The 13,012-nt window shown below is 46.6% G+C and carries 13 protein-coding genes; 6 read left to right on the forward strand and 7 right to left on the reverse strand.

Going from position 1 to position 13,012, the window contains the following annotated elements:
- Nucleotides 1-10: 10 nt before the first annotated feature.
- The 3 genes from LMJ53_RS08945 to LMJ53_RS08955 form a co-directional block, all read right to left on the reverse strand.
- Nucleotides 11-400, reverse strand: coding sequence for a DUF1761 domain-containing protein (locus LMJ53_RS08945; protein WP_229585736.1), 390 nt, complete (start codon nt 398-400; stop codon nt 11-13).
- 100 nt (nt 401-500) lie between these two features.
- The gene (locus LMJ53_RS08950; RefSeq protein WP_229585737.1) at nt 501-887 is read right to left on the reverse strand and encodes a DUF1622 domain-containing protein; all 387 of its coding nucleotides are present in this window, start codon (nt 885-887) and stop codon (nt 501-503) included.
- A gap of 64 nt (nt 888-951) precedes the next feature.
- Complete coding sequence (locus LMJ53_RS08955) at nt 952-1,227, reverse strand: hypothetical protein (RefSeq protein WP_229585738.1); 276 nt, start codon at nt 1,225-1,227, stop codon at nt 952-954.
- Between the two features lie 306 nt (nt 1,228-1,533).
- Here LMJ53_RS08955 and LMJ53_RS08960 point away from each other — a divergent pair, with 306 nt between their 5' ends.
- Genes LMJ53_RS08960 through LMJ53_RS08975 form a run of 4 tightly spaced genes read left to right on the forward strand, consistent with a single transcriptional unit; the run spans nt 1,534 to nt 7,079 of the window.
- The gene (locus tag LMJ53_RS08960) at nt 1,534-2,823 is read left to right on the forward strand and encodes a carbohydrate porin (RefSeq protein ID WP_229585739.1); all 1,290 of its coding nucleotides are present in this window, start codon (nt 1,534-1,536) and stop codon (nt 2,821-2,823) included.
- A gap of 16 nt (nt 2,824-2,839) precedes the next feature.
- Entirely contained in the window at nt 2,840-4,471 is a 1,632-nt protein-coding gene (locus LMJ53_RS08965; protein WP_229585740.1) for a BCCT family transporter, read from the forward strand.
- An 8-nt stretch (nt 4,472-4,479) separates the two neighbouring features.
- Entirely contained in the window at nt 4,480-6,348 is a 1,869-nt protein-coding gene (locus LMJ53_RS08970; protein ID WP_229585741.1) for a DUF294 nucleotidyltransferase-like domain-containing protein, read from the forward strand.
- 2 nt (nt 6,349-6,350) lie between these two features.
- On the forward strand, nt 6,351-7,079 hold the full coding sequence (locus LMJ53_RS08975; RefSeq protein ID WP_229585742.1) for a 3'-5' exonuclease: 729 nt from the start codon (nt 6,351-6,353) through the stop codon (nt 7,077-7,079).
- Nucleotides 7,080-7,100: 21 nt separating this feature from the next.
- On the opposite strand, the gene LMJ53_RS08980 is transcribed toward LMJ53_RS08975, so the two are convergent.
- The 3 genes from LMJ53_RS08980 to LMJ53_RS08990 form a co-directional block, all read right to left on the reverse strand.
- Nucleotides 7,101-7,718 carry a methylamine utilization protein gene (locus tag LMJ53_RS08980; RefSeq protein ID WP_229585743.1) on the reverse strand — a complete coding sequence of 206 codons (618 nt, stop codon included), beginning with the start codon at nt 7,716-7,718 and terminating at the stop codon, nt 7,101-7,103.
- Complete coding sequence (locus tag LMJ53_RS08985) at nt 7,708-8,577, reverse strand: DUF4394 domain-containing protein (protein ID WP_229585744.1); 870 nt, start codon at nt 8,575-8,577, stop codon at nt 7,708-7,710. The genes LMJ53_RS08980 and LMJ53_RS08985 overlap by 11 nt, the downstream gene beginning before the upstream one ends.
- A 118-nt stretch (nt 8,578-8,695) precedes the next feature.
- On the reverse strand, nt 8,696-9,400 hold the full coding sequence (locus LMJ53_RS08990) for a DUF445 family protein (RefSeq protein WP_229585745.1): 705 nt from the start codon (nt 9,398-9,400) through the stop codon (nt 8,696-8,698).
- 159 nt (nt 9,401-9,559) lie between these two features.
- Between LMJ53_RS08990 and LMJ53_RS08995 the strand changes: the two genes are divergently transcribed.
- Both LMJ53_RS08995 and LMJ53_RS09000 read left to right on the forward strand, forming a co-directional pair.
- Nucleotides 9,560-10,429, forward strand: a complete 870-nt coding sequence (locus tag LMJ53_RS08995; protein WP_229585746.1) for a MurR/RpiR family transcriptional regulator — start codon at nt 9,560-9,562, stop codon at nt 10,427-10,429.
- Nucleotides 10,430-10,560: 131 nt separating this feature from the next.
- Nucleotides 10,561-12,009, forward strand: coding sequence for a protein adenylyltransferase SelO (locus LMJ53_RS09000; RefSeq protein ID WP_229585747.1), 1,449 nt, complete (start codon nt 10,561-10,563; stop codon nt 12,007-12,009).
- Between the two features lie 51 nt (nt 12,010-12,060).
- Here LMJ53_RS09000 and LMJ53_RS09005 read toward each other — a convergent pair whose 3' ends face one another.
- Nucleotides 12,061-12,984, reverse strand: a complete 924-nt coding sequence (locus tag LMJ53_RS09005) for a sodium-dependent bicarbonate transport family permease (RefSeq protein WP_229585748.1) — start codon at nt 12,982-12,984, stop codon at nt 12,061-12,063.
- Nucleotides 12,985-13,012: the final 28 nt, after the last annotated feature.

The following is a 13,012-nucleotide window of genomic DNA, read 5'->3' on the forward strand; positions in this document are numbered from 1 at the left end:
TACTCAGACATTAAGGCCACAAACCGAACACCAAACCGTACAACAGAAACTGACAGATATGATAGCCACCATCAATTAACCACAAACGACCACTACGCTGCACAAACTGATAATTAATGCCAAAACTGGTGGCGACAAAACACACGCCAACTAATAACCCCATGTGCAAGGCCGTGGCCAGATCTGCAGACGACCCCATTAACACTGCAAAGGCATAAGCTGCCAGCAAACTGCAGATAAAACTGATACCAAATACCTTAGCGGGGTGACCCGGTGTTGTCGGTGCGCCACTTTCTTTCAGCCAAGCCTTACCAAACAGTAAGGGGGAATACCACAAGCCACCCAGCACAAAACTACTGATTGCTGCCACTAATACGGCAAATATACTTACCTCAACCATGTCAATTCTCCATCACCACGGCAACCACACCGGGTATGCCATATTATTATTGTTAATAAATCTTGTTCGCGCACCTGCCGCTACTGCATAACACTTTACCCTAGCCAGGGTTTTCGTCTTTGCTAGGCTTTTTAGCAACGGTTTTTTCAGTATGATTTTGCCAAGGCCAACGCCCTTCCACTTCAACATGCAAGCTCATGGTTAAAAAGGCCCGGATCAAAATAATCAAGCCCAACAAACCCACGTTTTCTAATGTTTCGGCCGCCACCACCGTTCTGACAATATCGCCTGCAATCAAAAACTCTAAGCCCAAAATAATTGAACGCCCCAATTGTCGACGATAGGCCAAATAAGCTTCACCCTCAGCCATCTTTCGAAAATTACGCAGATAACTGACAGATGAAATCACCATACCGGCGACAATCACAAACACTCCCACCGCTTCGATGGCATAACCTACAATCAAGAAAAATTCAGCAAAGTGCATTAAATACATCACCTATAACGTTAAATTAACGTATTAAATAAGGCCTAATATGGGTAAGTCTTATTTAAAACAGCCCAACTGCCAGCTGTGCCCACACCAAACAAAATAACGCGACACAAAGTAGCAGTAAGCTCAGCCGCGTTCTTCTGCCAGTTACTTTGCGCCTAATAACCAAAATAGTAAAACCGAAGACAAACAATAACGCTGCCGCCAGTATAAAGTCAGTGAGGCTCCAATAGACTTCTGCAGTAACTTGCATGGCTAAAAAAGGGAACATTAACAGCACGAAGATGCTAAAGAGCAATCTAAATAAACTGCGTTGGTCAATAAGGTTTTGCATAATCTAAACGCCGTGGTTAGGCAACAGCGAGCGCAATCTCTTCACCAAGTGATAAACGCCACCGCTGCCAAATAACAATCATCTGATTAAATATAGCTGAATATTGCTGAGCTGAAATAACTCTCTTGTCTGGCAAGATCATGCTGCAGCAAACTGCAGCGAGACCGCCGTATAAAAGGCCTTGCATTCACTACAAAATAGTTATTTAAAATTAATAGCTTAAATTTAAGCCAGTTTGGGGGTGTCTTTAAATTGTGCTATACTACATCGCTTGTTTAATAGACCCATCTAAAACAGGCACTTCTTATGATCAAAAAATCACTGTTGGCACTCTTTATTACTGCCGCCTTAACCCCTGCTACCGTTGTTGCTGATGAGCAACAAGATGTCAAAGCCCAACTCGAATTATTAAAAGCACAAATCGCCCGTCTTGAAGCCCGTTTAGCGCAACAAGAAGCGACAACAGCTGACGCTAAAACCGTCACCGTTGTTAAAGAAGTTGAAATAGCGGCCACTGAGCCGGCAGAAGAGAAAGCAGACGGTATTCGCGTGGGGGGTGCTATTCGTACCAACTTTAGTCATACCTCTTATAGCGATGGTAATAAGAACCGTGGCGGTGATTTTGATTTTGATATTTTTCGCTTAAACCTGCATGGCAGCGTGGGCGATGTCACACTGGATGCCGAAATCCGTTTCTTTGATTACATGACAGCCATTAAATACGCCTATGTTGGCTATCAATTATCTGAAAATTGGCAAACTCAAGCCGGTATTATTCAAGTACCGTTCGGCAACTGGCCTTATAACTCGCATAACTACTTCTTTAGCACCAATTACTACCTAGGTTTAGAAGATGATTTTGACTTAGGGATCCTGTTTAAGCGACAAATTGCCGACAACTGGCAGTTAGATGTGGGTTTCTTCAAAAATGATGAGCTCGGCGGCGTAGATGGTTATGTCGAAGACCGTGCAGATCGTTATTCTTATGACATCGTGGGTGGCCGTGTGGGCAACGAAGGGATTTATGCCGATCCCAGTTATGCGATTGGCGAATACAACACCTTAAGTGGTCGCTTTGCTTATCACACCGAATTTGCCGGTGTAAAAACCGAACTGGGGATCTCGGCTTTAGCCGGTGGCTTACATGACGGTCGGCAACGTGCGGGTGACTACAATGCCTTCGGTTTACACCTAAACAGCCATTATGGTCGCTGGAACTTACAGCTACAGCACACCGAGTACAACTACAACTTAGATGACACCACACGGATCGCCGTTGGCGCTTATGCCTTCTACGACAGTATTGCCGCTGAAGCCAAATCAATAACAGCCAATATTGCTTACAGCCTGCCCGTGCAATGGGGCCCAGTAACGGGTCTGCAATTTTATAACAACTACGGCTTGGTATACGACAAATCGGACGGTACCGCCGATACCATGATGAATGTCGCCGGTTTCTCTGTTGCTGCAGGCGGTCTCTTCACTTATTTCGATTTAGTGCATGCCCGCAACCAACCCTTTGTTGGCGGCAGTGCTGCAGGTAACAGCGATGATACCGAGCGCCGTTTCAACATCAATATTGGTTATTATTTCTAAGCAAAGGATTTAATGTATGACACAACAAAAAGATCCGATGATCCCCGATGGGGCCGTCAATCCGATTGATACCGATTACCAAATTGGTCAAGACAATGTTGTCGTGAAAATTGGTCCCTTTGGTCTGGATATTCACAACCGCGTTTTTTTAATTTCCGCTTTGGCGATTATTGCTTTTGTCATTTTAACCCTGGTTTTTCGGGAAGAAGCTGGCCCAGCCTTTACCACTTTGCGTAATACCTTAACCTCAAACCTCGACTGGTTTTTCCTATCGGCAGCCAATATTTTTGTGCTGATTTGTTTGGCGCTTATTGTTAGCCCCTTGGGCAAAGTCCGTTTAGGCGGTACTGAAGCCACACCTGATTTTAGCTATATGGGTTGGTTTTCCATGCTGTTTGCCGCCGGTATGGGTATTGGCTTAATGTTTTATGGTGTTTCTGAGCCACTAACGCATTTTGGTACAGCAATGCAGGGCACACAATTTACCGACGGTGTACGCACCGACTGGGCGCCGTTAGGCGGTGCCGCGGGTGACAGCGCCGCTGCAGCAGAACTTGCGATGGCAGCAACGATTTTTCACTGGGCGCTGCATCCATGGGCAATTTATGCCATTTTAGCCTTAGGTTTAGCTTTATTTAGTTTTAATAAAGGCTTACCTCTGACCATTCGCTCAGTGTTTTACCCTATCTTAGGGGAACGCGTTTGGGGCTGGCCTGGGCATATTATCGATATCCTCGCGGTGTTTGCTACCCTATTTGGTTTAGCCACCTCGCTGGGTTTTGGTGCATCACAAGCCAGTGCCGGTTTAACCTATTTATTTGATATTCCAGGTGGTACTACTACCCAAGTACTGTTGATTATTGGTATTACCGCGATCGCCTTATTCTCAGTGGTTGCTGGCTTAGAAGCCGGTGTTAAACGACTGTCGGAAATTAATATGGTATTAGCCGCATTACTGCTGCTCTTCGTCATTATTGTTGGCCCGACGTTAGCGATCTTCTCCGGTTTTACCACCAACCTGATTAGCTACCTAGAACATTTACCCGCACTGTCTAATCCGATTGGTCGCGAAGATACCAATTATTCACAAGGCTGGACGACCTTTTACTGGGCATGGTGGATCAGCTGGTCACCGTTTGTTGGTATGTTTATCGCACGGGTTTCTCGTGGTCGTAGCGTACGCGAATTTTTAATTTCAGTACTGTTAATCCCGTCATTAGCCTGTGTATTCTGGATGACCGTATTTGGTAGTACCGCCATTAGCCAAGTGGTGCAAGAAGGTTATCAGGCGGCGGTAGAAGCGGCTTTACCACTGCAATTATTCGCCATGCTTGATGCGTTACCGCTAGCGCAAATCAGCTCGTTTATCGCCATTATTTTGGTTGTGGTGTTTTTTGTAACCTCTTCAGATTCAGGCTCACTGGTTATCGATACCATTGCCGCCGGCGGCAAAGTAAATGCGCCAACGGTACAACGTGTGTTCTGGTGTACTTTTGAAGGGTTAGTTGCTGTAGTGCTATTACTGGGAGGTGGCTTAACAGCCTTGCAGGCCATGGCGGTCTCAACCGGCTTGCCGTTTACCTTGGTGCTTTTGGCAGCGTCTATCGCTATTATCAAAGGTTTGATGTCTGAACCCAGACCGGATTAAGCGACCCTATGAGCAGCGATCAATTAGAAATTGAACAACTCGAGGTATTAAGTTTCTTGCAACGACACTCGCCATTTCAAGAGCTGTCGTTGCCAGAGCAAACCACTTTGGCACAACAGATTGATGTGGCCTATTATCGCGCCGGTAGCGAGATCCTTACCTACAATGCTCCGTTAGATGCCTTGTATGTGATCCGCTCAGGTGTGGTTGAAACCTTTCGGCGTAATGGCGATTTATATAATCGCCTGGCTGAAGGCGGTTTGTTTGGTGAACAGGGCTTGTTGCGTGGTAAAAAAGTGCGCTTCCCTGCCCGTGCGCTGGAAGATACATTAATTTATTTAGTGCCCGCAGTGGCCTTTGAGCAATTGTTCGATAATAACGAATTTTTCGCTGATTATGTCGAAGTCGGTGATGCAATGCGCCGCGCAACGCCTCGCTTGGCCAAAGCAGCGGATCATCAGCTAATGAGTGCCCAGGTCTGCGAGTTAGTTAATCGTGAGCCGGTCATGTTGTCAGCGGATGCCACAGTGTATGAAGCGGCGGCCTTAATGCGCGAGGCGAGCGTATCGTGTTTATTATTAACCGATCCTGCAAAGCCTGAACATATTTGCGGTTTAATTACCGATCGCGATATTCGTAATCGTTTAGTTGCCGCGGGTTTGCAAAGTGATATTAACGTTCAGCAAATCATGACGCGAGAACTGGTCACTGTTCAAGCCGAGCAGTTTGTATTTGAGGCGATGATGATTATGCTGCGGCATAATCTGCATCATTTACCGGTGTTGCAACAACATAAAGCGCTGGGTGTGATCGCAATTGCCGATATTATTCGACACGAATCAAACAACAGCTTGTATATCGTCAGCAGTATTTATCAGCAGCAAACTGTTGCAGAATTAGCGCAGTTGCGCCCTGCGGTTCAAGCCTGCTTTGTGCGAATGGTCAATGAAGATGCGAATTCGCAAATGATTGGCAGCGCCATGGCCACCATTGGCCGTAGTTTTAAACAGCGACTGCTAGAATTAGCCGAACAACAACTTGGCCCACCACCTATACCCTATTGCTTTGTCGCTTTAGGCTCAATGGCGCGGGATGAACAACTGATCGTCACCGATCAAGATAACGCACTTATCTTAGATGACCGCTATGTTGCCGAGCAACATGATGCTTATTTTGCAGCTTTGGCCAACTTTGTTTGTCAGGGGTTGGATCAGTGTGGTTATCCTTTATGTAGTGGCAATATTATGGCCACTAATCCTCGTTGGCGGCAGCCTTTAAAGGTGTGGCAACAGTATTTTAGTGACTGGATCTTAAAACCCGCACCCGAAAAACTGCTACACAGTAATATCTTCTTTGATTTAGACGGCGTTTGGGGGGAAAACCAATGGGCCACGCAATTAAATCAACAAATTGCCCAACAAGCGCCTTTGCATAAAACCTTTTTGGCCTCAATGGCGCGCAATGCGCTGCTGCGCACGCCGCCACTGGGCTTTTTTCAAGATTTTGTGATGGATGAAGATGGTAAGCATAATAAATCGTTGAATATTAAACGCCGCGGTACCGCGCCGTTAGCCGATTTATTACGAGTGTATGCCTTATCGCTTGGCTTTGATAACCCGAGTAGTTACCAACGTTTAGCACGATTAAGTAAATTGAATATCTTACCCAAAGGTCGGGCTGACGATTTACGGGATGCCTATGAAGTGATTGCGATGACGCGCATTCGCCATCAGGCAGCCATGTTACAACAACAGCAAAACCCCGATAATAATGTCCTGCCAGAACAACTGTCTGAATTTGAGCGTAAGCATTTAAAAGCGGCCTTTCAAGTGCTGGCTAATGCGCAGAAGTTTCTTAAATTTCATTTTCAGGCCTAACCATGTTCTATCTTGGATCAACTCAGCCCAACTCCACTCGCCTAAATTGGCAGCAACGTTTTAAGGAATTGGCCCAAAGTAGCCGGCATTTATTATTGCGCCAATATTATCAACAAGGTGTAGTCAGCCCCGATACGCCGGTGAGCGAAACACCCATCATGGCATTAGATCTGGAAACCACCGGTTTAGATCCCAGCCAGCATGGTATTGTAAGTATTGGCTTAGTGCCGGTGCAGGGGCAGCGTATTTTAAATTCAGCGGCACAGCAATGGCTGGTAAAACCGCGTTTTGAGCTAACTAATAGCTCAGTGCGCGTTCATCGCATTACCGACAGTGCGCTACAAACGGCACCCGATCTGATTGAGATATTACCCGAGTTTTTAGCGGCCATTGCCGGTAAAATTTTATTAGTACATTGTGCCGATATTGAGCGGCGCTTTTTAACCGCCGCTTTGCAGGTTCGCTTAGGTGAGCCATTACAGTTCCCGGTGATTGATACGATGGCCTTAGAAGCGAAAGTGCATCGCGCTAAACCGTTGAGCTTATGGCAGCAATTTCGTAAAACGCCCCGCACTTCAATCCGCTTATCGGCCAGTCGGCAACGCTACGGCTTACCGCCCTATCTACCGCATCATGCGGTCACAGATGCTTTAGCCTGCGCTGAATTATTTCAGGCACAGCTCGCCACCCGCTACACCCCAAACACACCGATTGCCGACTTGTGGAGCTAACGCACCCTTAGGTTAAAATGGTTAAAACATCGGCGCTAATTGCATTAAGGTTATCTGCTGCTCCGCCATGTTCTCTGTCAGTGTCAAGGGTAGTTTTACAATATGCGTTTCATCTATAAGATCTTTATGCCAAATGCGCAATTGATACTCAGCTGTAGGAACATCCTTTAACGTGGCCCGGCCATTCTCATCGGTGATAGCATAATAGGGCGTATCTAACGCCACGATCCACGCAATCATATGATCATGAATATTACACCCCAGCACAGCAACCCCGCTCTGTTCAAACACCACGGGCTCTGCTGGGGTGCCAACATAAAGTTTGATTTCAAATTGTTTTACTGGCGAAAATGAATAGACATGGTGACGCACAGTATCTTCATTCGGGAAGCTCACCGCCGTACCTTTAGTAATCACCGTGAGCTCTGGCGTAAATACTTTATCGCGCTGTTTAATTTGCGCCAGCGGCCCTGCTTTAACTAAAGCCGCCGCTGCAGTCGATTCTAGAAATACCACCGCATCGTTTACCACTCGCCCTTGAGCATCTTTAACGCTAACGTTTAAGCTCGCAGCCTGAACGAGCGCACTTTGTAAAAGAATGAATGCAGTAACAAGGTAGAGCCTCCTTTTAGGGTTCAATGGCCATTCCTACAATGGCACTGCCATCAATGAGTTGCCCTATCAAGTGCATTTGACCTGAAGCTAAATCAATTTGATAAAGCATGGTACTCGGTTGACTATTAGTAGTGAGCGCAACTAAGCCAATATTGTTGATATCAGAAATATCAAAAGAGACCTGTTGTAAGTCAGGAATACCTAATTTTCCAACGGTAAATAATTGCCCGGTATTAGGTGAAATGCTGGGCGTTACACCCGCTAAGGTACCCTGGGTAACCAAGTTACCGGCCCTAATATCAATGGCATAGTTGCTGGTAACTTTCGCATCCTGCTGATCATAAGTATAAGCTGCAGCAACAATATTGGGTACCTTCCCTGCGTGGCTATCCACTGCAGCGTAAGCAAGATCAGGATCTGTAGCGGCTAAAGCCCCCGTTTCAGGATGGAGACGTAAATTTTGGCCTAACGCATTTACCACTCGGATCCGATCAGCTGCAGGGTTAAAATCAAAACCAAATTGTGCCGATTTTAACGTGCCTGCAGGCAGCTTATTACCGACTGCGGTCGCCTGTCCCGATGTGGTATTAACGGTATAAAGTTGCCCTTGATCAGATAGCGCAAACAACACGCCATAAGCGACACGATAATCAATACCGACGATCTGCTCACCAGCATTAATACCTTTAAGCGGCTGTTGCTTTAATACCGTTTGCGGCGCTTGAGCATTGACCTGCACTAATTGTTGTTGTGCGGTGAGTAACCATACTATTTCATTGCCTTTTAACATGGGCATAGTATGTTGCTGGGCGCATAACGCAGCACTGAAGCTCAATGTTGCCAACGCTGTCGTATAGCAGATTGTTGATAACGATAATTTCATAAGCCAATCCTGTTATAGAAAATAAACTCTCTCATGCTAACGGTAATTTGTGCGACCTAGCCGAGAACTTCAACCATGGCTTTATTGATAACGCTTCTGGTAAATAAAAGCAAAATATTTACACTAACACGCCTGCCAGTAAACCTAACAAACCACCGAAAACACCGCCCCACACCACTAACCATCCGAGATGCTCGCGGATCATTTGTTGGATAATGTCTTTTACTAATGCCGGGGTTAACTCATCTAAGCGCTGTTGCACGATGTGCTCAACTTGTTCGGCCAGTTGATGCAACTGATCGGCCTGTAATAACTGGGCTTGCACTTGCTGATGAAATTCTGCAGTTTGCGTGATATCAATTAACGATTGCTTCAGCTTCGTTAAAAATGGCTCTTGTAATGGTTGCAACACCGCACTGCCACCAAACATTGCCAACATGCCGCCTAATGAAGATTGCTCCACCACCTTTAACAAACCGGTAAAGGTAGCCGATAAATCAGTTTGCTCAATAATGGGGGCAAAATCAAAAGCCTGCTGCTGCTCTTTGGCCGTTAAAAAACGCTGCATATGTTCACGGCTAAAAAACTGTGTCATGACTAACTGGCGAATACCCGTTTTAAACTCATTAAAACGCAGTGGGATCACGCCCGATCCATATAAAAACGGCACGCGTTCAAACAGCATATGAATGGCCAAGGTATTGGTAATGGCGCCAGCCAACGCAAATAACCCCATATTGAGTAACAAGGCATGCTCGAGTAGCCAACCGCTCAACACCAAGACACAAGCTAAAAAATTGGTTAAAAAGTTTTTGTTTAACACGGTGTAACGCTTCCTTTATTAGCAACTTACGCGATCGGCAATTGTAAGCGTAGCGTGGCAAATCAGCAATCCTTTAAATTATTCGCCGCTAAGCTAAGCTAGTTTTCAAGCAGCGAGTCAGCTTATACTGCACACCATATTGGTAAACACAGAGACGTTATGGCCGTATTACAACGTATTGCGCTAGTGCAAGGACGCTTACGCAAAACAGAACAAGCAATTGCCGATTTTGTGATGGCAAATCCGCAACTTATTCGTCAATTATCCTCGCAAGAATTAGCACAACAAGTGGGGGTCAGCCAGGCCACCGTAGTACGTTTTAGCCAAAAACTCGGTTATAAAGGCTATCCCGATTTTAAGTTTGCGGTTAATGATACCGTGCTTAACTTTCCTGAGCCGCAAGATGATAAATTACACGGTGATATTGCTTTAGATGACTCCTATTCAGAGATGGCCCGCAAGTTATTAGCCGGTAAAATTGCGGTGTTAACCCACACACTTAGTGCAAATGAACAACCACTGATGGAACAGGTATGCCGTATCTTATTGCAAGCGCGGCGAATCATGCTGACCGGTAAAGGCGCATCCTTTTTAGTGGCACAAGATTTTTGTCTTAAGCTGCGTAAACTCGGCATGAACGCGACGGCAGAGAGTGATAACCATATACAGTTAGCTGAGTTAGCCCATTTTGGCAGTAAGGACGTGCTGTTTATGCTCAGTGAATCGGGCGAAACGCCAGAAATGGTGGCGATTGCCCACTATGCGCGCAGTCATAAATTAAAGCTCCTCAGCTTAACCGGCTTTGCGCCCAACACCATTGCCAAATTATCGGCCGTTAACCTGAAAACCATGGCCAACGAAAGCGCGGTGCGTCTGTCGTCAATCTTGTCACGTAACGCCCAAGAGTTAGTGATCGATTTGCTGTTTATTTTACTGACGCAATCTTCTGCTAAAGGCCGAAAAATGCTCGCAGCATCCAATGCAGCGGTCAGTCGCTATCGCGATCCCAATGCCAGTAATAAAGTCTAAGCACTTTCTCAGCCGCGACTCGCGGTAGCGTCTGCTGCCGGCGAGCGTTGTGTCTAGCGTAATACCCGAGTAAACTACTCAACCATTAGTCGCACACGCTGCTTCGCGGCGTGCTCAACAGTGAGTCGTTTATGTCGTCATTTCAGCCTGAACACAGTTATCGCCAGTTACCGCCTATCTGTTATGCAGATTGCCAGCCGACACCGGTAAAAGCGCCACAATTTATCGCCTTTAATCAAGCATTAGCTGCAGAGCTAGCCTTACCTGAAGCGTATTGGCACAGCACCGCGGGCTTGGATCTGTTCAGTGGTAACCAACTGCCCGCATGGACAGCGCCTTTAGCGCAAGCTTATGCTGGTCATCAATTTGCTCATTATGTGCCACGACTCGGTGATGGCCGTGCCATTTTATTGGCTGAAGTACGAGACAGCCAAGGCAAACGGCTTGATTTACAATTAAAAGGCGCGGGGCAAACCCCCTACTCGCGTCGCGGTGATGGTCGCTCCCCCATTGGCCCCGTGATCCGCGAATACCTGATCAGCGAAGCCATGCATGCACTAGGTGTTCCGACTACACGCGCCCTTGCTGCAGTCAGTACCGGTGAGGTGGTTTTTCGAGATGAAGGTTTAGCGGGCGCTATTTTAACTCGAGTGGCCAGTAGCCATATTCGTATCGGTACCCTGCAGTTTGCTGCAAGCCAAAGCGATAGCTCGGTGGTAAAAGCCTTGGCCGATTATGTGATTGCACGCCATTACCCAACATTAACTCACACAGAAAACCCTTATCGTGGTTTGTTACACACCGTGATTGCTGGCCAAGCGGCCTTGGTGGCGCAGTGGATGAGCTTAGGTTTTATTCATGGGGTGATGAATACTGACAATATGCTGTTGTCAGCTGAAACTATCGATTACGGCCCTTGCGCTTTTATGGAAGCCTACAACGCGCAGCAAGTGTTTAGTTATATTGACCAACAAGGTCGCTATGCTTATAAAAATCAGCCTGCAGTGGCGCAGTGGAACCTTGCTCGTCTGGCCGAAGCACTGCTTGGCTTACTGGCGCCGGATCAAGCCGCGGCCATTGAGTTAGCCATGGCCGAGTTAAATCAATTTCCTGATATTTACCAACAACAATGGCTCAGCCGTTTTGCTGCCAAACTGGGTATTGCCCACCCGGTTGCGGAGGATCGTTCGTTAATTGAAGATTTTCTAAACTTATTACAAGATGCTGCGGCTGATTTTACCTTGTCTTTTCGGGATTTATTAAACGCTGATACACCTTACTTACAGCAAAAGATCGCTTTAGCGCCCTTACAACAATGGCGAGCACGCTGGCAACAGCGTTTAGCAAGTCAGCAGGTTGCTGCTCATGCCATTATGGCCAAAGCAAACCCCGTACTGATCCCACGTAATCATCTTATTCAACAGGTGATTGATGAGATTAGTGATACCGGTGATTTAACCTTGTTTAATACCCTGCATAAGCTGTGGCAAGATCCTTTTAGCGCTACGCCAGAAAATGCGCCTTATCAACAACCGGCGAGCGCCGCGCAATGTGTTAAACAAACCTTTTGTGGCACCTAACGCGAATAGCGCGGGTTTAGCTCGGCACTACACCCGCAGCACGTTAAAGTTTTAAGCTAACCAGCTTTGATAAAGCGGAATACCGACGAGGATATTAAACGGAAAGGTAATGCCCAACGAGGCAAGTAACGCAAGGCCTATATCGGCTTGCGGAATCGCCGCACGAATAGCCGCGGGTGCGGCAATGTAAGACGCACTGGCCATTAAGGTCGCTAACACCAACGCACTGCCTGCGGGTAAACTGAGCAAGGCCGCTAACAATAAACCAAAGCTGGCTAACACCATGGGCGTAACGATTGCGAAAATCATTAAGCGCCATTGCCGCCATGGCAGAGGTTGAAATACTTTAGCGGTACATAAGCCCATTTCAAGTAAGAATAACGCAAGTAAAGTTTTAAAACCGCCCACCAAGACGACTGAAATATCCGCCAGACCTGACTGACCATATAAGGCGCCAATCACCAAGCCACCGGTGAGCAAAAGTACGCCACGGCTGGTTAACGCTTCATGTAAAATCGCTAAGCCGCTGGCTTTGCTACCATTAAGATAACGGTACAACCACAGCATCATCACAATGGCTGGCAACTCTAATAACACCAAATACAAGGTTGTTTGTGGAGACATCGCTAAGCCACTGGCGCTGACCACCGCGAGCACCACCGCAAAAGTACCAGCACTGACTGAGCCATAATGCGCCGCAATACTGGCTGCATCCGCGCTTTCTAATTTTACTAACTTACGTAACACCGGATAGAGCACCAAGGGCAACACGGCACCGGCTAAAATAATGCTGCCTAATTCAGGCAGTAATGGCAGTAGTGGTTCGCCATGTAATGCCATACCACCTTTTAAACCAATGGTCAGCATTAATAAAATCGATAAGGTTTCATAAATCGGCACGGGTACTTTTAAATCAGACTTAACCAAGCCTGCAATCAGACCCAATGCAAAAAACATGATGACGATATCTGGCATTTTTAGCTCCTTTCATTTTGGGCGCTAT

The organism is Rheinheimera sp. UJ51 (genome assembly GCF_020819615.1).
Classification (GTDB): Bacteria; Pseudomonadota; Gammaproteobacteria; order Enterobacterales; family Alteromonadaceae; genus Alishewanella; species Alishewanella maricola.